The 19135-nt window shown below is 60.7% G+C and carries 24 protein-coding genes; 10 read left to right on the forward strand and 14 right to left on the reverse strand.

What is annotated here, in order from left to right:
- Positions 1 to 2 precede the first annotated feature (2 nt).
- From ACILSI_RS10290 to ACILSI_RS10315, 6 genes are all read right to left on the reverse strand, one after another.
- Positions 3 to 1112, reverse strand: coding sequence for an efflux RND transporter periplasmic adaptor subunit (locus ACILSI_RS10290; protein WP_395721789.1), 1110 nt, complete (start codon positions 1110 to 1112; stop codon positions 3 to 5).
- Positions 1109 to 2314: a TolC family protein gene (locus tag ACILSI_RS10295; RefSeq protein ID WP_395721790.1), complete on the reverse strand. Its 1206-nt coding sequence runs from the start codon at positions 2312 to 2314 to the stop codon at positions 1109 to 1111. The genes ACILSI_RS10290 and ACILSI_RS10295 overlap by 4 nt, the downstream gene beginning before the upstream one ends.
- A gap of 104 nt (positions 2315 to 2418) precedes the next feature.
- Positions 2419 to 2853 carry a hypothetical protein gene (locus ACILSI_RS10300; protein WP_395721791.1) on the reverse strand — a complete coding sequence of 145 codons (435 nt, stop codon included), beginning with the start codon at positions 2851 to 2853 and terminating at the stop codon, positions 2419 to 2421.
- A 139-nt stretch (positions 2854 to 2992) separates the two neighbouring features.
- On the reverse strand, positions 2993 to 3229 hold the full coding sequence (rpsU, locus tag ACILSI_RS10305; protein ID WP_395721792.1) for a 30S ribosomal protein S21: 237 nt from the start codon (positions 3227 to 3229) through the stop codon (positions 2993 to 2995).
- A 79-nt stretch (positions 3230 to 3308) separates the two neighbouring features.
- Positions 3309 to 4580, reverse strand: a complete 1272-nt coding sequence (locus ACILSI_RS10310) for an adenylosuccinate synthase (RefSeq protein WP_395721793.1) — start codon at positions 4578 to 4580, stop codon at positions 3309 to 3311.
- A 146-nt stretch (positions 4581 to 4726) separates the two neighbouring features.
- Entirely contained in the window at positions 4727 to 5230 is a 504-nt protein-coding gene (locus ACILSI_RS10315; RefSeq protein WP_395721794.1) for an FHA domain-containing protein, read from the reverse strand.
- Positions 5231 to 5346: 116 nt separating this feature from the next.
- On the opposite strand from ACILSI_RS10315, the gene ACILSI_RS10320 reads away from it, so the two are divergent.
- From ACILSI_RS10320 to ACILSI_RS10330, 3 genes are read left to right on the forward strand one after another with little or no spacing between them, the layout of a single operon-like run.
- Positions 5347 to 5793 carry a hypothetical protein gene (locus ACILSI_RS10320; protein ID WP_395721795.1) on the forward strand — a complete coding sequence of 149 codons (447 nt, stop codon included), beginning with the start codon at positions 5347 to 5349 and terminating at the stop codon, positions 5791 to 5793.
- 56 nt (positions 5794 to 5849) lie between these two features.
- Complete coding sequence (locus ACILSI_RS10325; protein ID WP_395721796.1) at positions 5850 to 7022, forward strand: acyltransferase family protein; 1173 nt, start codon at positions 5850 to 5852, stop codon at positions 7020 to 7022.
- Positions 7019 to 7489: a hypothetical protein gene (locus tag ACILSI_RS10330; RefSeq protein ID WP_395721797.1), complete on the forward strand. Its 471-nt coding sequence runs from the start codon at positions 7019 to 7021 to the stop codon at positions 7487 to 7489. The genes ACILSI_RS10325 and ACILSI_RS10330 overlap by 4 nt, the downstream gene beginning before the upstream one ends.
- Here ACILSI_RS10330 and ACILSI_RS10335 read toward each other — a convergent pair.
- Complete coding sequence (locus ACILSI_RS10335) at positions 7428 to 8795, reverse strand: NAD(P)/FAD-dependent oxidoreductase (RefSeq protein ID WP_395721798.1); 1368 nt, start codon at positions 8793 to 8795, stop codon at positions 7428 to 7430. The two genes, ACILSI_RS10330 and ACILSI_RS10335, sit on opposite strands and share 62 nt — an antisense overlap.
- Between ACILSI_RS10335 and rfbD the strand changes: the two genes are divergently transcribed.
- Both rfbD and ACILSI_RS10345 read left to right on the forward strand, forming a co-directional pair.
- On the forward strand, positions 8773 to 9657 hold the full coding sequence (gene rfbD / locus ACILSI_RS10340; protein ID WP_395721799.1) for a dTDP-4-dehydrorhamnose reductase: 885 nt from the start codon (positions 8773 to 8775) through the stop codon (positions 9655 to 9657). The two genes, ACILSI_RS10335 and rfbD, sit on opposite strands and share 23 nt — an antisense overlap.
- The gene (locus ACILSI_RS10345) at positions 9654 to 10394 is read left to right on the forward strand and encodes an RluA family pseudouridine synthase (protein WP_395721800.1); all 741 of its coding nucleotides are present in this window, start codon (positions 9654 to 9656) and stop codon (positions 10392 to 10394) included. The genes rfbD and ACILSI_RS10345 overlap by 4 nt, the downstream gene beginning before the upstream one ends.
- Here ACILSI_RS10345 and cimA read toward each other — a convergent pair.
- The 4 genes from cimA to ACILSI_RS10365 form a co-directional block, all read right to left on the reverse strand.
- Positions 10391 to 11956 (reverse strand): citramalate synthase, encoded by a 1566-nt coding sequence (gene cimA / locus ACILSI_RS10350; protein ID WP_395721801.1) that lies wholly within the window; start codon positions 11954 to 11956, stop codon positions 10391 to 10393. The two genes, ACILSI_RS10345 and cimA, sit on opposite strands and share 4 nt — an antisense overlap.
- Before the next feature lie 249 nt (positions 11957 to 12205).
- Positions 12206 to 13351 carry a thiolase family protein gene (locus tag ACILSI_RS10355; protein ID WP_395721802.1) on the reverse strand — a complete coding sequence of 382 codons (1146 nt, stop codon included), beginning with the start codon at positions 13349 to 13351 and terminating at the stop codon, positions 12206 to 12208.
- On the reverse strand, positions 13348 to 14808 hold the full coding sequence (locus ACILSI_RS10360; protein ID WP_395721803.1) for an acyl CoA:acetate/3-ketoacid CoA transferase: 1461 nt from the start codon (positions 14806 to 14808) through the stop codon (positions 13348 to 13350). Before ACILSI_RS10360 ends, ACILSI_RS10355 begins: the two co-directional genes overlap by 4 nt.
- A gap of 346 nt (positions 14809 to 15154) precedes the next feature.
- Positions 15155 to 15913: an SDR family oxidoreductase gene (locus ACILSI_RS10365; protein WP_395721804.1), complete on the reverse strand. Its 759-nt coding sequence runs from the start codon at positions 15911 to 15913 to the stop codon at positions 15155 to 15157.
- Between the two features lie 98 nt (positions 15914 to 16011).
- Here ACILSI_RS10365 and ACILSI_RS10370 point away from each other — a divergent pair, with 98 nt between their 5' ends.
- The 3 genes from ACILSI_RS10370 to ACILSI_RS10380 are packed head-to-tail and all read left to right on the forward strand — an operon-like array spanning position 16012 to position 16996.
- Positions 16012 to 16389, forward strand: coding sequence for a VOC family protein (locus ACILSI_RS10370; protein WP_395721805.1), 378 nt, complete (start codon positions 16012 to 16014; stop codon positions 16387 to 16389).
- Positions 16390 to 16409: 20 nt separating this feature from the next.
- Positions 16410 to 16688, forward strand: a complete 279-nt coding sequence (locus ACILSI_RS10375; protein WP_395721806.1) for a BrnT family toxin — start codon at positions 16410 to 16412, stop codon at positions 16686 to 16688.
- A 17-nt stretch (positions 16689 to 16705) separates the two neighbouring features.
- Positions 16706 to 16996 carry a CopG family antitoxin gene (locus ACILSI_RS10380; RefSeq protein ID WP_395721807.1) on the forward strand — a complete coding sequence of 97 codons (291 nt, stop codon included), beginning with the start codon at positions 16706 to 16708 and terminating at the stop codon, positions 16994 to 16996.
- Positions 16997 to 17054: 58 nt separating this feature from the next.
- Here the strand turns inward: ACILSI_RS10380 and ACILSI_RS10385 are convergent, their stop codons facing one another.
- Positions 17055 to 17327 (reverse strand): HU family DNA-binding protein, encoded by a 273-nt coding sequence (locus tag ACILSI_RS10385; protein WP_395721808.1) that lies wholly within the window; start codon positions 17325 to 17327, stop codon positions 17055 to 17057.
- Between the two features lie 122 nt (positions 17328 to 17449).
- Here ACILSI_RS10385 and ACILSI_RS10390 point away from each other — a divergent pair, with 122 nt between their 5' ends.
- Both ACILSI_RS10390 and ACILSI_RS10395 read left to right on the forward strand, forming a co-directional pair.
- On the forward strand, positions 17450 to 17995 hold the full coding sequence (locus ACILSI_RS10390) for a gamma carbonic anhydrase family protein (RefSeq protein ID WP_395721809.1): 546 nt from the start codon (positions 17450 to 17452) through the stop codon (positions 17993 to 17995).
- A gap of 55 nt (positions 17996 to 18050) precedes the next feature.
- Positions 18051 to 18686 carry a bifunctional nuclease family protein gene (locus ACILSI_RS10395; protein WP_395721810.1) on the forward strand — a complete coding sequence of 212 codons (636 nt, stop codon included), beginning with the start codon at positions 18051 to 18053 and terminating at the stop codon, positions 18684 to 18686.
- Positions 18687 to 18699: 13 nt separating this feature from the next.
- On the opposite strand, the gene ACILSI_RS10400 is transcribed toward ACILSI_RS10395, so the two are convergent.
- On the reverse strand, positions 18700 to 18936 hold the full coding sequence (locus ACILSI_RS10400; RefSeq protein WP_395721811.1) for a pilus assembly protein HicB: 237 nt from the start codon (positions 18934 to 18936) through the stop codon (positions 18700 to 18702).
- Positions 18933 to 19133: a type II toxin-antitoxin system HicA family toxin gene (locus ACILSI_RS10405; RefSeq protein WP_395721812.1), complete on the reverse strand. Its 201-nt coding sequence runs from the start codon at positions 19131 to 19133 to the stop codon at positions 18933 to 18935. The genes ACILSI_RS10400 and ACILSI_RS10405 overlap by 4 nt, the downstream gene beginning before the upstream one ends.
- Positions 19134 to 19135 lie beyond the last annotated feature (2 nt).

Consider the following 19135-nt stretch of genomic DNA (forward strand, 5'->3'; position numbering starts at 1 on the left):
GGCTACGCGGCAGCGGGTTTGCGGATCATCACGAGAGTCAGAATCAGCAGCGCGAGCAAAAAGCCGCTCGTTCCGGCAAAGAAGATCGTGAGCATGTTCCAGGGCGAATGTTCGTGATGGTCATCATTCTCATGACCGGAGGCGGCGAGTTGTTCCTTGGTCATCTCCGTGCCGTCTTCGTTGTGGGCATGGCCGTGGGCGGCGTCCATGGCCTCCTTGAGGCTGACACTGCCTTTGCCGGCAAAAGCGAGCGCGTAGGCACCGCGAGTCACGACTTCATCTCCCGGGAACAGTCCTTTGACGACTTCAACGAAACGGTCGTTCTGCGCACCGAGCACGACGGGCACTTTGACGAACGCGTTCTTCAAGTCGTAGTCCTTGATGTAAACAAACCGCTCGGCGGCATCTCCCTGCACGGCGGAACGCGGGATGGACATCACATTTTCACGCTGGCTGACCACGAGGCTGAACTCGGCCTTCATGCCGGGCCGCAGCAGTCTGTCGGGGTTCGGCACATGGAAGGCGGCTTCGAGAGTGCCTGTGTTTTCATCGGCCACGGCGGCGATGTGGGCGAGCTTGGCCTCGAAGACGTGATCTGGCAGCGCATTGACGCGGATGTGGGCCTTGACGCCCGGCTTCAATTTTCCAGCGAGGTGCTGCGGCACGCTGGCAGTGGCCTCCACAGTGCTGAGATCGATGATTTCGATGAGTTCGGCATCGGGCGAGACGGGCTGGCCTTGTGCGATGTTCACCTTCGAGATCATGCCGGCGATCGGCGCGTTGAGTTTGATCACGGGTGGCGGATCGCCAGGCTGACGGCTTTCAATCCAGGCGACCTCGGCATCGGCATCGACCTCCTGATGCGGAATGACGAGCACGGAGAACGCACGACCAAGGATGCGGCTGCTGACGATGGCTTTCTTGCCGGGCAGCACCTCAATGTGACCGAGGGAGAAGATGGTTTCTTCAAACGTAGTCTCCTCAGCCTCGGCAAAATCGAGCTGAAGGTTCGTCACGGCGGCTTCTTCGAGAATGACGGTGTTTTGCGCGCGATTGGCATCCGCGGCGAGCAACGGCAAGGCGCAGATGAGAATGAGGGCGATGTGTTTCATGGCTTGATGGCTCCGGTGGCGGCTTCGTAGCGAATTCGGGCGAGGTGGAAGTCCCGCACGGCGTCCAGGGCGGCGGCTTCGAGTTGCAGGCGTTGATCGCGGGCGCGGAGAACAGTAAGGAGATCGGTCTGGCCGCTCTCATAGGCCTTTTCGAGCTTATGCGTTTGTTCGATGACGAGCGGCAGCAACTTGTCGCGCGTTTCGCGGGCCAGATCGGCATTCGCCTGCATCTCGCGGCGAGCAGTGTCGGTCTCGCTGGCGATTTGTGTGCCGAGCGCCTCGGCTTCGAGCCGTTGGCGCTCAGCGGCGGCCTTCTTCTCGGCGATCTCGCCCTGGTTGCGATTCCAGAAGGGCAGCGGGATGGAAATGCGGAAACCGACGAAGCCGGTGTTCTCGCGATTACCCGCCGGTTGGTCCTGACCTTCACGCGAGGCGAAGAAACCGGCGCTGACATCTTGAACGCGTTTTGAATGAGCGAGCGCGGCGTCGGTGTCTGCGGCGCTGGTTTTGGTTTGAGCGAGTTGGTAGTCTGTCCGCTGCTGCCATGGCGTGATGCCCGGCATCGTGAGCGCGGGAAGATCGCCGCTGATGATGCAGGATTCGGCAGGAGACACGCCGAGCATGGGCTTCAAGGCTCCGAGCAGGCTGATGACCTCCGTTTCGAGGCGGAGGGCTTCGAGCAGAAGACGTTGCGTATCCACCTGGGCCTGCGCGGCATCGAATGGCGAGAGTTCGCCTTTCTCGGCGCGGCTTTTGGCGAACTCGGAGAGTTTTTGAGCAAGCGCGGTCTGCTGCTGGCGAAGGGAGCGTTGCTTTTCGAGCGCGACGATCTTGATCGCGTGGCCTCGTGCCTCGGCAATGAGGCGGCGCTCGACATCCCGCACTTCGAGTTCAGCCGCAGTGACGAGCTGGGAGGTGAGTTGCTTTTCGAGGCGGAGCCGTTTCGTGATGGGGAACGACTGATCAATGGCAAAAACGGTCGTCCGCGGACTGACACGGCTTTCATTCTGAAAACTGGTCTCCAGCGTCGGATTGGCCAGCCTGCCGCTGCCGAGCTGGCGTCCGCGTGCTTCTTCGATGGTGAGGCGTGCGGCTTTGAGCATGGGATGATGAGTGCGCACACGAGTGGCGATGCCGGAGAGTGAAAACTCCGCCGCGAAGCCGAACGTGGGCAGACTGAGGAATAAAAGAAGGCGAAACATGCGAATGAACGGGTTGAGATTGGAGACCGGCGGACATGGCGATGCGCCATGCGGGTGAATGCATCAGCAGGGCCGGAAATCGTGTCCGGCGCTGAGCGTTCCTCTCAAATTCTCAACGCAATCGTCTGTGACAATCGGTGCGGCCAGTCTGGCGGCTTGCCACTGCGGCGTGAAGCATCCTGTGGCAGGAAATAATAGCGGGGAGTGATGTCCCAGATGATCTCAGCGGCCACGGCGAGGGCCGGCGCTGTGAAATCGACGGCGAGCGAATTCTGCTGCTTGGCGAGGAGGGAGTCGATGACCGCCGGCAGCGGATGCGTGTCGCCATCCGTCTCATCATGGTCATGAGGGAGGTTGTGATCGTCGTGATCATGCTCCGCCGTGGAATGCGGCCCGTGGCAGTGATCCACCTGGGTGATGTGCTCGCCCTCGCAATGATCACACAGCCAGCCGCGATGCAGGCCAAAGGTCTGAGCCCAGCCGATCGCGAGAAGCGCGATGAGGCCGAGGGTGAGACGTTGGGTGCGCGTGAAGGTCATGCTGTCAGGAAGTGAATGCGATGAAGCGCTCAAGATCAAGCGCTGTCTTACAGACGCGCGGGCTGGCCACAAATTCCGAAAAATAAAAAGGGCGGGGATGAGCCCGCCCTTTTTGAAGGATGCTTTTCCCAGGCCGAAATTAAGCGGCAGGAGGGGCTTCGCCAGGAGCCAAAGGCGCTTTGGGCATGGTGAAGCGGAAGCGGATCTTGCCACGCTTGGCGGCGGCACGGGCCTTGCGGCGGGTGCGCTGGATCGGAGTCTCGTGGGCGCGCAGGCGGCGGACTTCTTCAAGGATGCCGTCCATTTCGAGACGGGTTTTGAGACGCTTGAGAGCGCGGTCAACGGGTTCGCCTTTGCGGATTTGAACTTCGGTCATAAATCAGGTCTGGGGGTGGGGTGGGAAAAGGGCGGCAAGAGTAGGGGGAGGACGGCAGTCGTCAAATGGAATGTCGTGCTCAGGCCACGAGGGTCTGCTCACGGTCCGGGCCGACGCCGACGAGGCTGACGCGGGCACCGGTGAGCTCTTCGAGGCGCTTGAGGTAGGCTTTGGCGAGGGGGGGAAGGTCGGCGAACTTTTTGATGCCGCTGAGATCCTGTTTCCAGCCCTGGTGCGTTTCATAGACCGGCACGCAGGCGGCGAGGTCGGCGGCGGTGCTCGGCGGGTAGTGGATGGTCTTGCCCCGCAGGGTGTAAGCGGTGCAAATCTGCACGGTGTCCAGGCCGTCGAGGCCGTCGAGGTTGGTGATGGCGAGTTCATCCGCGCCGTTGATCATGACGGCATAGCGGACGAGGACGGAGTCCAGCCAGCCGCAGCGGCGGGCACGACCGGTGGTGGCGCCGAATTCGCGGCCCATGTTGTGCAGCATGTCGCCGATGTCCTCGTTTTCGGTGACGAAGGGACCGCTGCCGACGCGGGTGGTGTAGGCCTTGCCGACGGCGACGACTTTGTCGATCATGCGCGGGGGAACGCCGGAACCGGTGCAGGCTCCGCCGGAGGTGGTATTCGACGAGGTGACGAAGGGGTAGGTGCCGTGGTCGATGTCGAGGTAAGTGCCCTGGGCTCCTTCAAAGAGGAGGTTTTTGCCGGCTTTGATGGCCTCGTGCAGATACACCGTGGTGTTGGTGATGTGCGGGGCGAGGGTTTTCGCGGCTTCGAGGATGATTTTGACGGTTTCTTCGACCGGGACGATTTCGACGCCGAGAGCTTCGAAGGTGGCGTTGTGACGGGCGAGGCGGTCGCGGAGTTCTTCTTCGAGAATCTCGGGCTGCGTCATCAAAATGGTGCGCAGGCCGTCGCGTTCGACTTTGTCAGCATAAGCGGGGCCGATGCCACGGCCGGTGGTGCCGATTTTCTTGTCGCCACGCTGAAGCTCACGCGCTTTGTCGAGTCCCTTGTGGTAGGGCATGACAAGATGGGCGGTTTCGCTGATGAGGAGATTCTCCGGTGTGATGGTGACGCCCTGGCCGCGTAGCTTGGCCATTTCTTCCAGCAGGCCGATGGGGTCCATGACGACACCGTTGCCGATGACGCAGACCTTGCCCTTCCAGAGGATGCCGGAGGGGATGAGGTGCAGGATATACTTGGTGCCGTTGCTGATGACGGTATGGCCGGCGTTGTTGCCACCGGCGGCACGGACGACGACGTCGGTGTTTTCGGTGAGGTAATCGACGATCTTACCTTTGCCTTCGTCGCCCCACTGGGCGCCGACAATGATGGTATTGGACATGGGATTTTTCTTTGCTGGGGGCGGCGTCAGGCCGCAGGGGGGGTTGTTTGAAGACGCGCAAGGGGCACCGTCACAGCCGGTCAGGGCCGCAGGATGGCTTCGTCAGAACGAAGCCGGGTGCCGCGAGACGCGAGCGGAGTCGGTTATCAGGAGGCTCCCATTTGCATGGCGAAGTAAACAGCCGCTCCACAGGCCGCCAAGGCGACGACGCCGAGCAGAGTGAGTAGGCCGCCCCCCGAACTTTTTTCCTTCACCTTGGGGCCGAAGCCGCGGCGGAGGCTGCGGTCATAGGGCTGTGCGCCATAACCAGCAGAGGAAGGAGTGGAAACGGTCATGGTCGGGGCGGAATAGGCCGCCTCCTCGCCATCACCGACGAAAACACAGTCCACATTGCCGAGCTGGAAGGAGCTGCCTGAGGCAAGGGCGATGTTTTCCACACGCGCGCCGCCGACTTTGGTGCCGTTGGTGGAGCCGAGGTCGGTGAGTGTCCAGGAACTGCCGTCGAAAGACACCTCGCCGTGATGGCTGGAAACGGAGTCGTCAGAGATGACGAGCATGTTGTCATCAGCACGGCCCAGGGACATGCGTTCGGCATCGAGTTCGAGGACGCCGGAGGCGCCTGCGGGAGTGGTGAATTGAATTCGGGGCATAACGGGGCAGTTCTAGCAGGCCGGGACAAAAGTGGCAAGAGCGAGTTCTTGGGCAGGCGGGCTTGCGCGGGCGGGGGTTCTCGCTAGGGAGGCAGGAAACCATCCCCGCCCACTCTGTGACCCAAGTTTTTGAAATCCTCGGCAAGTTCGACACCGACAGCGACTGCCACAAGCTGCTCTACGCCCCGCACCCGCTGCCACTGAAGTACCGCGAGGGACGGGTGTACAAGATCGACTTCGAGGGGGACGAGGCGGCGCTGAACGCTTTTGTGCAGCGTGTTTTGATCGACCCGATCAGCCAGGAGGCGCGCACCGGCGGCCAGCCTGCCTTTGAAAAAGCGTCTTTTGTGCTGGAATACGGCATGAAAGGCGCGGCGCTCGATCTGGAGAAGGAGATGATCCTCAACTACTACCGCAGTACGCCGAATCCCGGTTTTGAACTCAAAAAACTCACCCTGCGCACCCGCATTTATGTGTTTGGCGAAGGGGCCGAGCCGGGACAGTTCGTGCGTGATATTGTGAATCCGGCGATTCACACGCACGAGGTGCTCAAGGCCGCTTGATCAATCAAAGCGGGGCAAGATAGCAGCGGCAGGCGAGTGGCGTTGTGTGACGCGCCATGAATCCGACCACCACCCACCGACTCCTTTCCCTCGACGCGTTTCGAGGTTTCATCATGCTGCTCATGGCCTCCTCCGGGCTGGGCATCGCGCAGATGGCGGCGGCACATCCGGGGTCGTTTTGGGAGATGATCAAGCCGCAGTTCGAGCACAAGGCATGGCAGGGCTGCTCGTTGTGGGATATCATCCAGCCGAGCTTCATTTTCATGGTGGGAGTGGCGGTGCCTCTGTCATGCGCGAAACGGCGGGAGCACGGTCAGAGCTTCCTCGGCATGGCCTGGCATGCGCTGACACGTTCCGTCCTTTTGGTGGCGCTGGGTGTGATGCTGGCCACGAAGGCCACGGACAAGCAGACGGTGTTTCTCTTCACCAACGTGCTGGCACAGATCGGCCTCGGTTATTTCTTTCTCTTCATTCTCTCGCGCCTCGGCTGGGAATACATGGTGGCGGGCATCATTCTGGTGCTGGCGGGGTACACCTGGTTCTTCATCCAGCATCCCTTGCCTTCAGCGCAGGATCTCGCGGCCATCGCGGGCATGAAGGACGCGGAGAATGCGGTGTTGCAGGGCTTCTCCGGCCACTGGAGCATTCATGTCAACGCGGCGGCGGGCTTTGACCGCTGGTTCCTCAATCTGCTGCCACGCGCCGAACCTTACACCTTCACCAACGGCGGCTATCAGACGCTGAACTTCATCCCCGCACTCGCCACCATGCTGGGCGGCGCTGTCACAGGCGATTTCCTCATGCGCAGCCTGAAAACGGAAAAGCGCAAGTGCGCCACACTGATCATCGCGGGCGTGGTGCTGCTGCTGGTCGGCACGATTCTGGACATCACCGTGCTCCCGGCGGTGAAACGCATCTGGTCGCCGTCCTGGGCTATTCTCAGCGGCGGCTGGGTGCTCATCCTGCTCTCGATCTTTTACTGGCTCGTGGAGATCGTGGGCATGCGGCGGTTAGTGTGGCCGCTGGCCGTCGTCGGCATGAACAGCATCGCGATCTACCTGCTGCACAGCTTGTGCGGTGGATGGATTCGCGACCATTTGCACAAGCATCTGCCCGCTTCTGCTTTTGTCCCCGGCTGGGAGCCGGTGATTGAGCGTAGCGGCGTTTTGTTTGTCCTTTGGCTTGTGTGTTTCTGGCTGTATCGGCAAAAAGCCTTCCTCAAACTGTGATCCCGCGTTTTTTTCTTTTTCTCATCGTTCTCATCGCCGCTTGTCAGGGCGGACCCGACAAATCAGGTTCGGCGCGTGATTCGAAGGAGGAGGAGCGCCTGCACAAGGCGGGCCTCGTGCTCGTCCCCGACCTCCAGCGTGCCAGCGCGTGGGAAAAGCTCATCCATTCCGACATGGGCGTGCCTGCTCGCAAAATCGAAGTGAAGGCCGGGCCCGGTCTCACCACCATCATCATCCGTGAATTGAAGAACCGTGCCGATGCCGAGGGGGTGGCCAAGGGGCTGCGTGACTACGCGGAGAAAAACCAGGCAAAATACGGTCCTACCAAGGTCGAGATCAGCCTGAATAACGTCGCGCCCACCATCAATCCGTTCGATTTGCCCACGGAAGGCAGTCCGGCGCTTGTCAGTCCGGGATCGGCTCTCCCAACGCTCTCATTACCGCCTCTCCCGCTCGACGGCCGCTGATCAATGCTCCGTTGATGGAGACATCCTCGCACCAGTCTCCGCAGCGGTACAATCCCCGCTCGATCACGGCAGTGAGTGGTCCCCCCCCGAGCTTCAATTGTCGCGCTTCCGGCTGCGCATGGCGGATCTGGTAGGTGCGCAGATGCCGCCACTTTGAGACGACTTTGTCGCCAAACCAGCGCCTCATCTGCTCCCGCACGACTTGCTCCAGCTCCGTGCTGGAGGGTGATCCGATGATGGCAGCCGAGATGAGATGCTGCCCCGGCGGCGCGTAGTGCGGGGAAATTCGCGAGAGAAACGTGACGCTGTTAACCGGGCCGCGTCCATCACCGTCGAGGTGCAGGATGGGATCACCCGGTGGCAGGTCATCGGTGGCGAAGTAAAGACTCGTCGTCGAACGGCTTGGCAGCGGGGCAGGCGCGCCTGTTTGCGGCAGCAGCCGATGCGCCACCTCCTCGCTCACGGCGATGATGACGTGGTCCGCGTGCAGCACCTCGCCGCTGTCCAGCGTGACCTCACCGGCGCGGACGGCTGACACAGGCGCGTTCAGCCGCAGGCTGCCCGGAGGCAGGGCCACGGCGAGCTGGTTGGGGATCGACTGCATGCCGTGCGCGGGCAGGGCGCTGCCGCCACGGTCAAACATGGCGAACAAAAAATGCAGCATCGCTGCGCTGGTGCGGAGGTCTTTCTCCAAAAAGATGCCGCCGAAGAAGGGGCGGAAAAAGCGGTCGATCATGCTCTCCGAGAAGCCAAAATCGCGCAGGTAGTCTTCACTTTCGGTGTCGCCCAGATCACGCGGCGGCTCGCGCAGGCCGAAGACCTCCTTGCGAAACAGCAGCGTGGTCCATTTGTCTCGCAGGGTCACGATCTCATCGCGGAAATTCTTCATCGCCGTCAGCGGATGAGCCAGCGGATCGGCCATGCGATGAAAGCGGTTCTTCACAAACACATCCGCGCCCCGGTAAATCGGGCGCAGGTCGAGTTCGTCGTAGTCCAGCACGCGCCTTGCCTCGGGATAGGCCGGCAAAAAGACCTGGAAGCCGCGGTCCAGCAGAAAGCCATCGACCACATCGGTGCGCACGCGTCCGCCGACGGCGTTGGAGGCTTCCAATATCGTGAACTCTCTGCCTCCCGCGGCCAGGACACGAGCGCACGCCAGCCCCGCGAGGCCGGCACCGACAATCACAATCCTGGACTGCTGATCACTCATCCCAAATTCCGTGCCTGCATCATGGACATGGCTTTTGCCTTTGCAAGCGCGGGAGCCGCAGGCAGCATGCGGCATGCCAGTCCCACGCATCCTCATCCTCGGCTCCAACGGCGGGCTGGGGCGTGCTCTGGTCCGCAAACTGGTACCCAAGCACGAAGTCACAGCCTGGACGCGTGCCGACCTCGACTTCGAGCAGCCTGAAGCCATCGCTGACAACCTGGCTCGCTGCGAGTTTGACGTGCTTCTCAATCCTGCGGGGATGACCAGCCCGGACGTGTGTGAATCACAGCCAGAGAAAGCACATCTCGCCAACGTGACCGGCCCGCAAGTGCTCGCGCAGTGCTGTCATGAACGTGGCGCACGGCTGATTCACTTCAGCACCGATCATGTGTTTAGCGGTGAGTCCTCTGCCGTTTTGCTGGAGGATGATGCCACATCGCCGATCAATGTTTATGGTCGTGCAAAGAGAGAGGGGGAGTTGGTGATCTTGAAGACATGTCCGAGCGCTCTGGTGGCCCGTGTTTCCTGGCTGTTCGGCCCGGACAAGCCGAGCCATCCCGATCACATCATCGCCCGTGCGCAGCAAACCGACGATCTCACCGCCGTGGCAGACAAAATGTCCATCCCCACGAGCACAGCGGACATCTCCGACTGGATTGAGCGCATCATCCACCATCACCCCAAGGCAAACGGGGTGCTGCATATGTGCAACTCAGGCGCGGCCTCATGGCATTCCTGGAGCGAGGTGACGCTTGAGATCGCCGAACGGCTTGGTCTGCCAGTCAAAACAACGAGAGTGTCTCCCATTAAGCTTGCCGAACTCACGCAGTTCAAGGCCCGACGGCCTTTGAGCACGGTGATGAGCAATCAGCGGCTGCAAAACCTCCTCGGCATCGAGATTCGCCATTGGAGCGCTGCCCTTGAAGACTATCTCGTGGAAAAATATCAGCCGAGATGAATTCCAATCCCGTCATGACACGCTGCGAGATCTTGCACGAGGATCGTTTCCTTCTCGTGGTGAACAAACCGCACGGAGTGCTCTCACATCCGAACCCGAAGACCGCCAAACCGCAGCCCGCGGCTTTTGAGGGACGTTACGACGCGAACAGCCGTTGTTTCAGCAGCCCTGCCGGAAAAGTCTGGCTCATCCATCGCCTCGATCAGGACACGTCCGGCGTGCTGCTGGCCGCGAAGGACGAAAAAACCGCCGCCGCATGCCGGGAGGCGTTTGAAGCGGAGACGGTGCGAAAAACTTATCTCGCGCTTTGTGCCGGTGGTGGTTTGAAACCCGAAGGCGCCTGGCTGGATCACCTCATCACGGCGCACGAACGCCATCAGGTGCGCACCACCGTGCGGCATGGTCCGCGACCGAACGCGGAGGCGCGTTTTCGTTTGATTGAGTATTCGGCGGCACAGCGCCTCTCGCTCATCGAGATCGAGCTGATCACAGGCAAAACGCATCAAATTCGCGTCCAGGCTGCCTCACGACGGCTGCCGCTCGTCGGTGATGACGTGTATGGCTCCTTCGATCTGAACCGCAAACTGCGCCAGAGCATTGGTGCGCGCCGTTTGTTTCTGCAAGCGCACGAGCTGCGCCTCAAACATCCGGCCTCTGGCCAGATGCTGAGTGTGAAAGCGCCGCTGCCGCCAGATTTGATTTCAGTTCTGGAAGCAGCAGGTTTGAAGTCAGTTTAAGCCGCCTTGCGGGACAGGAAATACTCGATGCCATCCACGAGGGCTCTCCAGCTTGCGTCGATGATGTTGCAACTCACACCGACGGTGCTCCAGGTGGCATTGCCATCGGTGCTGGTGATGAGCACGCGGGTTTTTGCCGCCGTGCCGCTGCCACCGTCGATGATGCGCACCTTGTAATCGGCCAGGCGCATGTTTTTCAAGGCCGGGAAGAAGGGCAGGAGGGCTTTGCGCAGCGCGTTGTCGAGCGCGTTCACCGGTCCGTCGCCTTCGTCGGCGGTGTAAACACGCTCGCCGTTGATTTCGATCTTCACCGTGGCCTCGCAGGTCTCAAAGCCGTGCTCGCCGCCGTGGAAACGGTGCGTGGAGTGGTATTCGATGAGATTGAAGACCGGCTTGTGCTGGCCGATCTGCTTGCGGATGAGCATTTCAAACGAAGCCTCGGCGGCCTCAAACTCGCAGCCCTCGCTTTCGAGGCGCTTCACCTCGGAAAGGATGGCCTGCACTTCCGGCGCTCCCTTGGCAAACTTGAAGCCCATGCCTTCGGCCTTTACCAGCACGTTCGACTGGCCGGACATGTCCGAGATGCTGATGATGCGCTGATTGCCGACGAGCGCGGGATCGACGTGCTCGTAGGTGCGGGCGAGTTTCTGCACCGCATGCACATGCAGGCCGCCTTTGTGCGTGAACGCGGCGAGGCCGACATAGGGCGCACGGATGTCGTGCGGCACGTTGGCGAGCTCGTTCACGAACTGCGCCAGCTCGCGCAAGCGTGTGAGATCGAGACCGAGCTGGATGCCCATCTTGATCTGGAGCGCGGGCATGATGGTCGTGAGGTTGCAGTTCCCCACGCGTTCGCCGTAGCCGTTGATCGTTCCCTGCACCTGATTGGCTCCGGCGCGCACGGCAGCCAGAGCATTGGCCACGCCAACGCCGCCGTCATTGTGGGTGTGGATGCCGACTGGACGACCGAGATGGGCGATGACCTTGCGAGTTGTCTCTTCAACGAACTCGGGCAACGCGCCGCCGTTCGTCTCACATAGCACGATCAGATCCGCACCGGCATCCTGTGCGGCTTTGACCGTTTTGAGCGAGTACTCAGGGTCTTCCTTGAAGCTGTCGAAGAAATGCTCGGCATCGTAGAGCACCTCGCGGCCATGTTGTTTCAAATAGGCCACGGTGTCGGCGATCATCGCCAGGTTTTCCTCCAAGGTGACCTGGAAGACCTCGGTGACGTGCAGCGCCCAGGTCTTGCCCACGACGGTGACGGCGGGCGTCTTCGCATCGAGCAGCATTTTGACCTGCGGATCGTCCTCCACCTTCATCTTGCCACGGCGGGTCATGCCGAAGGCGGTGATCTTCGCGGTTTTCCAGGTGCGTTTGGCGGCTTCTTCAAAGAAAGCCGCGTCCTTGGGGTTGGAGCCGGGCCAGCCGCCCTCGATGTAGTGGACGCCGAAGTCGTCGAGCTTTTCAGCCACGCGGATCTTGTCGAGCGTGCTGAAGGAGATGCCGGTGCCTTGCGTGCCGTCACGCAGGGTGGTGTCATAGATGGTCACTGGGGTCATGGTAAAAATAATCAGATGGAAACAGGACAAGCCAGAAGGGGGGAGAGCGGACGCGTGGGGCGTGCTGGTTGTCCAGTGGGCACGCTTGCCAGATCAAAACATCAAACGGACTGCCCCGGCCGCGTCACGCGCAGAGGAGTCCGCTGATAATTCGGATGATCTGAAAGCTGTTGGTTGGGTTTCCCATGAACGGCGCAAGGCTTAGCCTCACTCCTCCCGGATGGCAAAGGGAAGTTTTTGCCCGGCTGCCTAGGCAATCCGCTCCACCGCCATCGCGATGCCCATGCCGCCGCCGATGCAGAGGCTGGCGATGCCGCGACGCAGGCCGTTATCTTCGAGGTGATGCAATAGCGTGACCAAAACGCGGGCACCGCTGGCTCCAATCGGATGGCCGAGGGCGACGGCTCCGCCGCGTGGGTTCACCTTGGCCGTGTCGAGGCCGAGTTCCCTGACGCAGCCGAGCGTTTGCACGGCAAAGGCCTCATTAATTTCGATGGAATCGACCTGATCGAGGCTCCAGCCGGTCTGGTCACAGACTTTGCGAATCGCGCCCACAGGGCCGAGGCCCATCAAGGCGGGATCGCAGCCGACGGCGGCGCTGGCGATGATGCGGGCTTTCGGTTTTAATCCATGACGCGAAACGGCCTCCTCGCTGGCGAGCAGGGCCAAAGCAGCGCCATCATTGATGCCGGAGGCGTTTCCGGCGGTGACAGTGCCGTCTTTGCGGAAGGCGGGCTTGAGTTTGGCGAGGGATTCGAGCGTGGCGTCGGCCCGGGGATGCTCGTCTTCGGTCAAATCGCCCGCTGGGATGATTTCACGGCTCAAGGCGGCACGACTGGCGGCAACGCGGCTTTGGCTAAGGGCAGCGAAGGCGTCCTGTTCGGCACGAGTGATGCCGTGTTTGTCGGCGATGCGTTCGGCAGTTTCACCCATGCCGATTTTGAGCAGGGGATCGGTGAGGCCATCGACGAACATCGCGTCTTGCATCGACGAATCGCCGAGCTTTTTGCCCCAGCGCAGGTCCATCGCGTAATGCGGGGCCCGGCTCATCATTTCGACGCCACCGGCGAGGACGAGATCGTTTTCGCCACTGCGGATGGCATCGGCGGCGAGCGCGACAGCCTTCAATGACGAGCCGCAGGCCATGTTCACGGTGAAGGCGGGCACTTCTTGAGGCAGACCGAGCTTGAGGCCGATTTGACGCGCGACATTCATACCCGCGCCGGCTTGCAACACCTGACCCAGGATGACCTGCTGGATGTGAACGCGCAATTCTTGCGGTAGCATCGCTTCGCCGAGCACATGGCCGAGTTCAGCGGCGGTGAGCGCTTTTAATCCGCCGCCGAATCGGCCGATGGGCGTGCGTTTGGCTTCGATGAGGTAAACAGGCTTCATGGGATGGTGAGGATGGTTTCGGCGAGTTGCGGGGCGAATTGCATGAGATCGAGCACGTCGCGCTGCAAATCGAGCCCGGCGGCGATTTCGATGAGTCGCAGGCCGTGCGGCGTGAGCTCAAACACGGCGCGTTCGGTGACGTAGAGCACCTGCTGGTTGCGGGCGAGGGCTGACGGTCCGTGGAAGCAGACGTGCTGGAGTTGGCGCACGAACTTGGCGTTTCCTTTCGCCTGGAAAGTGCAGCAGAAGACTAGACGGCGGGCGCTTTGCGCGATGTTCATGAAACCCCCGACGCCAGCGAAGCGATCAGCAAAACTAGCGACGTTCACGCTGCCCTCGGCATCGATTTCGACCGCTCCGAGCACGGCGATGTCGAGTCCGCCGCCGTCGTAGAAGTCGAACTGTGAGGGTTGGTCGATGACGGCTTCGGGGAAGTGGCTGCAACCGAAGCTGAGTCCTGATGCCGGCACGCCGCCAGTGGGGCCGCTTTCGACCGTGAGCGTAAACTCCTGCAAGCGTCCGGTTTCCGCGGCGACCATCGCCACCGCTTCGGGCAAACCGATGCCGAGGTTCACGATGTCGCCTTCACGGATTTCGCGCACCGCTCGTGTGCCGATGCGTTTGCGCTCGGACTCGGGCATGCCGGGCAGCTCGAAGTTGCCATCGCCAGTGACGACGAAGTCCTCGTTGAAGACTTCTCCAAAGGTTTGGTCGTGCTGCACGCCGGCGGAAGTGACGATGTAATCGACGAGAAGGCCGGGCACACGCACGGCCTTCGGATCAGGCAGTTGATCCACGACGCTCTCGACCTGCGCGATAACGATGCCGCCATGATTCTTTGCGGCTTGTGCCATGGGTAGCACCTCGCTGATCAAACCTTCGCATTCCATGCTCAGATTGCCGCGTGCGTCGGCATACGTCGCGCGAATGAGCGCCACATGGATCGGCATCGGCTTGTAGCGCAGCCACGTTTCGCCATCGAGCTCAATGCGCTCGACGAGCGGTTCGGTGGTGCGTGCGTTAAGCATGCCGCCGCCGTGAATCGGGTCGATGAAGGTGTTCAAGCCGACCTTGGTGATCAAACCGGGGCGCTTGGCGGCGATTTCGCGGGTTAGAACGCTCAACACGCCCTGCGGCAGGTTGTAAGCCTCGACTTCATTCGCCAAGGCGAGCGCACCGAGCTTCGGCGCGAGGTTCCAATGCCCGCCGACGATGCGTTTGAGCATGCCGCGATGCGCGAGGTGATTCAAACCACGCCCTTCACGATCTCCCTGACCGGCGCAGTAGTAGAGCGTGAGATCAGTCGGTGTGCTGGTTTGGAGGAAACGACGTTCCAAAGCCGCGGTGAGCATTTCAGGATGCCCTGCGCCGACGAAACCACTCACAGCCACCGTGGCACCGCTCGGAATGGCGGCGACGGCTTCGTCTGCAGAAAGAATGTGCGCCGCAGCTCTCATGCTAAAACGAGTGAGTGCTTGGAAAACACGCGGCCGAGCGAAAGAATAGCCGCGCCATGGAAAGGATTTCCATCTATACGCTGCATGTGAGGGCGGAGAGAACTCCTTCGAGTTTTATTCGGGCATTCGGTTTGTGATGAAGGGTTCCGTCGTTTTCAATAATCTCCTCTTGAGCCAAATCCTCACAGGCCTGCCGAATAGCCTCCATCTCGGGATCACCCTTGATCGGAATCGAGATGAAGGTGTCCCATGCTCTGCAATCCATCTTTCCATGGAGGACGGTTTCCAGAAGCCAAATGACTTCGGATCGGGGGCGGGTGAATGGCTTGAACATATTGAACATATTTTAGCCTCTCCAGCCGCCGTTGATTTCGATGGTTTGCCCCGTCACATAACTCGCCAGTGGCGAGCACAGAAACAGCACGACATTGGCGACTTCCTCAGTGGTGCCGAAGCGGTTGAGCGGGACGTTCTTGAGCATCTCGGCGCGGACGTTCTCGGGAATGGTGGCGGCCATGGCGGTGTCGATGACGCCGGGGGCGATGGCGTTGGCGCGGATTTGCTTGCGGGCGGCTTCGCGGCTGAGGACGCGCATCATGGCCTGCACGCCGGATTTGGCGGCGGCGTAGTTGGCCTGCCCGAAGAAACCCTGAATGGCGGCGATGCTGCCAAAGCTGACAATGGCGCCGTGATCGCGCATGATTTCGAGGGCGTATTTGCAGCAGTAGAAGACGCCGGAGAGGTTCACGTCGATGACGGCGTCCCATTCTTCGAGTCCCATCTTGGCGATGGTGCGGTCCTTGATGATGGCGGCGTTGTTGACGAGGTAATCGAGGCCGCCATGGCGTGCCTGGATCTCTCCCACCATGGTTTGGACTTGCTCGGGCTGCGCTACATCGGCGGCGATGATGCTGGCGCTGTCGGTGCGCAGAAGATTCAGCTCATCGGCGAGTGTTTGAGCATCCACTGTGGTGCCGGGCGTGCCGAGGTGGTTGAGCACGACGGTGGCACCGGCACGGTGAAACGTTCGGGCGACTTGGGAGCCGATGCCCTGGGACGCGCCGGTGATGAGGGCAACTTTGCCGGTGAGGTCGATGGAAATCATGAGTGAAGTTTTAGGAGACGCGACTCGATGAATCAAGCTTTCCGCCTCATGGAGGATCGTTTGCCACGTCTGGCAGACTGTGGCATTAAATCCGTGTCATGGTCAAAAAACTCCTCCACACCCGCTACCGGGTGAATGATCTCGAAAAGACGATCCATTTTTACACTCAGGTGCTTGGCCTGAAGGAAATCCGCCGCCACAAGTCGCCGCGTGGTTCTGAACTGGTATTCCTCCAGACGCCCAACAGCGACGAACTCATTGAGATTTGCAGCTACCCCGCCAGCGGGCCGGTGACGTTTTGCAGCGACCTGACGCATCTGGCCTTTGAGGTGGAGAGCATCGAGGAGTTTGCGAAACATGCCGCTTCCCTTGGCTATCCGCTCTCTGATGGACCGACGCCGAGTTCGAGCGGCGTTTTTGCATTCATTGACGCCCCTGAGGGTTATGAGATAGAACTGATCGAATACCGGAAATAAACCTCCTCCCAACCCACCTCATGGACTTCGACTGGATCGGCGCTGCTTTTGACCTCTCACAACTTCCGCCGAAGGACATCGAGGAGTCGTTTGAGGACCCGTTCTCGATCAAGCTGCTGCCCGACGGCCAGCACGACGACGCCGAGGCCCGCTACTACAACCTAGGCAAGTCGCTCCAGGGGAAGCCGGTGTTTAGTGTGTTCTGGACGGACGGGAAGCGCTACCGTGTGGTCTTCGCGCGGCTGATGACCCCAGGAGAGCATGATTTCTTCGAGCGCAAGAAGGCGGAGGACATTTGAATTCACCCATCACGACCATGGACACCGCATCACCCGACTTGAAACCGATCCGCGCCTGGAAGGACGTGCCTGCCTTTGATTCCGAGGAGGTGGAAGGAAAATTTTGGTCGGCGCATCAGCTCGAACCACGGCTGATGCAGGCGTCGATTCATCGCGCCGATGTGCGTGAGTCCACCACGATCACGCTGCGCTTTGACCCGCGCATGCTCAGCCGTATCAAGCGCGTGGCCCGCCGCCGCTACCTGAATTACCAAAGCATGATCAAGCAGTGGTTGAGCGAGCGGATGGAGCAGGAGTTGAAGGATTGAGGCATAAAAAACCCGCGCTCCGTGGGACGAAGCGCGGGTGAAAGGAGCAGTCGCTGTATTACAGCGACTTCTTGAGGGCGGCGGAGGTGACGAAGCGCACGGTCTTCGAGGCCTTGATCTTCATGGCGGCTCCGGTCTTTGGGTTGCGTCCGGTGCGGGCCTTGCGGGTGACGGGCTTGAAGGTGCCGAAGCCGATGAGCTGGACGGGTCCCTTCTTCACGCCTTTGGCGATGGCGTCGAGCACGGCGTCGAGCGCGTCGGAGGCGGCGCGCTTGGAGGTTTCACCGCCGAGGTTTTTCTGCACGGCTTCGATGAGTTGAGCTTTGTTCATGAGATTGAGTTGATTCGTCGTTGGTTTGATTGCGGCCCGCGCCAAAAATGAAACTGCGGTGTGGCTTGTTTTTATGGCGCTGCCTGTTTTGATTCTCAAACATAAAAATCCCAACCACAGACATGGAAACACTGAAAAAGTTCTTGCTCCCGGAGTCGAAGCCGTTCGTCGCGGACGATGTTTTCATCGCGCCCGGAGCCGTGGTGCTTGGCGCGGTGGAGTTGCATGCCGGATCGAGCGTCTGGTATGGCGTGGTGCTGCGGGGCGACATCAATCGTATTGTCGTAGGTGCGCAAAGCAATGTGCAGGACGGCAGCGTGCTGCATGTGAGCGACGATCACGCCTGCATCCTGGGCGAGCGCGTGGTCGTGGGCCATCGTGCCGTGGTGCATGCCTGCACTGTGGGCGACGAGGTGCTCGTAGGCATGGGCGCGATAATCCTCGATGGTGCGCAGATTGGCGCGCGCAGCATCATCGCCGCCGGGGCGCTGGTGACAAAAAACATGGTGGTTCCCGAGGGAACGCTCGTGGTTGGATCACCCGCAAGGGTGGTGCGGGCGCTTTCGCCCGAGGAGCAGGCTGCAAACGCGAGACTGGCGCTGAAGTATGTGGAGATCTCGCGACGCTATCTGGCGCTGGGGCTGGGCGGAACGCCGGTTGGCGCATAAAATCACAGCGCGAGTCTTGCCAGCGGCCCGGGAGCGGATTTAGTCTGTGCTTATCATGAACAAAGATGTCGTCGAGGTGCAGGTGCGCGCGGTTCTGCCGCTGGAAGGCAGCTTTGCTGTGTTCCTGGGCAATGAGTCGAAAGTCTTCGTGATCTACATTGATGAATCGGTCGGCACGGCGATCTCGATGTTCATGCGCGGGGTGTCCAAGGAGCGTCCGCTGACGCACGACCTCGTGGGCCATCTGCTCATGGCCTTCGGCGCGAAGGTGGAGCGCGTCATCATCAACAACATCAACGGCAGCGTCTTCCATGCGCGGCTGATCATCTCTGCCGAGAACGAGCTGCACACCACCCGCAAAATGATCGAGCTGGATGCCCGGCCCAGTGACAGCATCGCGATGGCCGTTCAGCAAAGCGCGCCGATTTTTGTGGCGCAGTCCGTCTGGGATGCGGTCGAGGACGTGAGCGACACGCTGGCTCAGATCGAGAAAAAGGGGCTTGAGGCTCAGCAGGCTTCAGAAACCGCCGCCAAGGAGGAAGGCGACGATGATGACGAAATCGAGGAATTGAGCGACGAGGACATCAACGCCATCGCTGGCATCAGTGGTGCTGAAGAAAACGAGGAGTACGACGACGGCTTCGGCGATGATGACGACGAAGAAGGCGAGGAGTGGAAGAAGGGCGGGTGAGCAGCCGCTGCTGCTACGCGGCCAACACTTCTTTCATAGGCCGTGTGATTGCCTGGGGAAGTGTCTTGCCAGCGGTATGCAGGCTTTCGACTTCCTCGCGCACCAGGCCGCAAAGCTGCTCGTAAGTCTGGGATTCGGAGTCGCCGTGGCACACGCCTCCCCAGGGGAACAAATCAGGGCACCAGCCGATGTAGGCGGCGTCTTCATCGCTCCACTGCACAAATTTGAGGTACTTGTCTTCCAGTTTCATCGGGATGCGTCGTTGATCGCGTTGCGTATTTGTTTTTCCTGGTAGTGCTGGGCGTCTTGTCCGTCCTTGCCGCTCAGCAGAACTGAGCCTTTGAGCCTTGGGTGCTGGAATTTTCGATGGGAACCCTTGCCGCCCTGAACAAGAGCGAAGCCCGCTTGTTCAAGGTCTGTGATGAGCTGCCGGATTTTGCGGGGCATGG

The sequence above is a fragment of the Prosthecobacter sp. genome (assembly GCF_044232965.1).
Lineage (GTDB): Bacteria > Verrucomicrobiota > Verrucomicrobiia > Verrucomicrobiales > Verrucomicrobiaceae > Prosthecobacter.

Bases quoted from the DNA above. Each gene is read 5' to 3' on its own strand.
- ACILSI_RS10290 (WP_395721789.1), bottom strand. From the start codon at position 1,112: ATGAAACACATCGCCCTCATTCTCATCTGCGCCTTGCCGTTGCTCGCC.
- ACILSI_RS10295 (WP_395721790.1), bottom strand. From the start codon at position 2,314: ATGTTTCGCCTTCTTTTATTCCTCAGTCTGCCCACGTTCGGCTTCGCG.
- ACILSI_RS10300 (WP_395721791.1), bottom strand. From the start codon at position 2,853: ATGACCTTCACGCGCACCCAACGTCTCACCCTCGGCCTCATCGCGCTT.
- rpsU (WP_395721792.1), bottom strand. From the start codon at position 3,229: ATGACCGAAGTTCAAATCCGCAAAGGCGAACCCGTTGACCGCGCTCTC.
- ACILSI_RS10310 (WP_395721793.1), bottom strand. From the start codon at position 4,580: ATGTCCAATACCATCATTGTCGGCGCCCAGTGGGGCGACGAAGGCAAA.
- ACILSI_RS10315 (WP_395721794.1), bottom strand. From the start codon at position 5,230: ATGCCCCGAATTCAATTCACCACTCCCGCAGGCGCCTCCGGCGTCCTC.
- ACILSI_RS10325 (WP_395721796.1), top strand. From the start codon at position 5,850: ATGAATCCGACCACCACCCACCGACTCCTTTCCCTCGACGCGTTTCGA.
- rfbD (WP_395721799.1), top strand. From the start codon at position 8,773: ATGCCAGTCCCACGCATCCTCATCCTCGGCTCCAACGGCGGGCTGGGG.
- ACILSI_RS10335 (WP_395721798.1), bottom strand. From the start codon at position 8,795: ATGAGGATGCGTGGGACTGGCATGCCGCATGCTGCCTGCGGCTCCCGC.
- ACILSI_RS10345 (WP_395721800.1), top strand. From the start codon at position 9,654: ATGAATTCCAATCCCGTCATGACACGCTGCGAGATCTTGCACGAGGAT.
- cimA (WP_395721801.1), bottom strand. From the start codon at position 11,956: ATGACCCCAGTGACCATCTATGACACCACCCTGCGTGACGGCACGCAA.
- ACILSI_RS10355 (WP_395721802.1), bottom strand. From the start codon at position 13,351: ATGAAGCCTGTTTACCTCATCGAAGCCAAACGCACGCCCATCGGCCGA.
- ACILSI_RS10360 (WP_395721803.1), bottom strand. From the start codon at position 14,808: ATGAGAGCTGCGGCGCACATTCTTTCTGCAGACGAAGCCGTCGCCGCC.
- ACILSI_RS10365 (WP_395721804.1), bottom strand. From the start codon at position 15,913: ATGATTTCCATCGACCTCACCGGCAAAGTTGCCCTCATCACCGGCGCG.
- ACILSI_RS10370 (WP_395721805.1), top strand. From the start codon at position 16,012: ATGGTCAAAAAACTCCTCCACACCCGCTACCGGGTGAATGATCTCGAA.
- ACILSI_RS10375 (WP_395721806.1), top strand. From the start codon at position 16,410: ATGGACTTCGACTGGATCGGCGCTGCTTTTGACCTCTCACAACTTCCG.
- ACILSI_RS10380 (WP_395721807.1), top strand. From the start codon at position 16,706: ATGGACACCGCATCACCCGACTTGAAACCGATCCGCGCCTGGAAGGAC.
- ACILSI_RS10385 (WP_395721808.1), bottom strand. From the start codon at position 17,327: ATGAACAAAGCTCAACTCATCGAAGCCGTGCAGAAAAACCTCGGCGGT.
- ACILSI_RS10390 (WP_395721809.1), top strand. From the start codon at position 17,450: ATGGAAACACTGAAAAAGTTCTTGCTCCCGGAGTCGAAGCCGTTCGTC.
- ACILSI_RS10395 (WP_395721810.1), top strand. From the start codon at position 18,051: ATGAACAAAGATGTCGTCGAGGTGCAGGTGCGCGCGGTTCTGCCGCTG.
- ACILSI_RS10400 (WP_395721811.1), bottom strand. From the start codon at position 18,936: ATGAAACTGGAAGACAAGTACCTCAAATTTGTGCAGTGGAGCGATGAA.
- ACILSI_RS10405 (WP_395721812.1), bottom strand. From the start codon at position 19,133: ATGCCCCGCAAAATCCGGCAGCTCATCACAGACCTTGAACAAGCGGGC.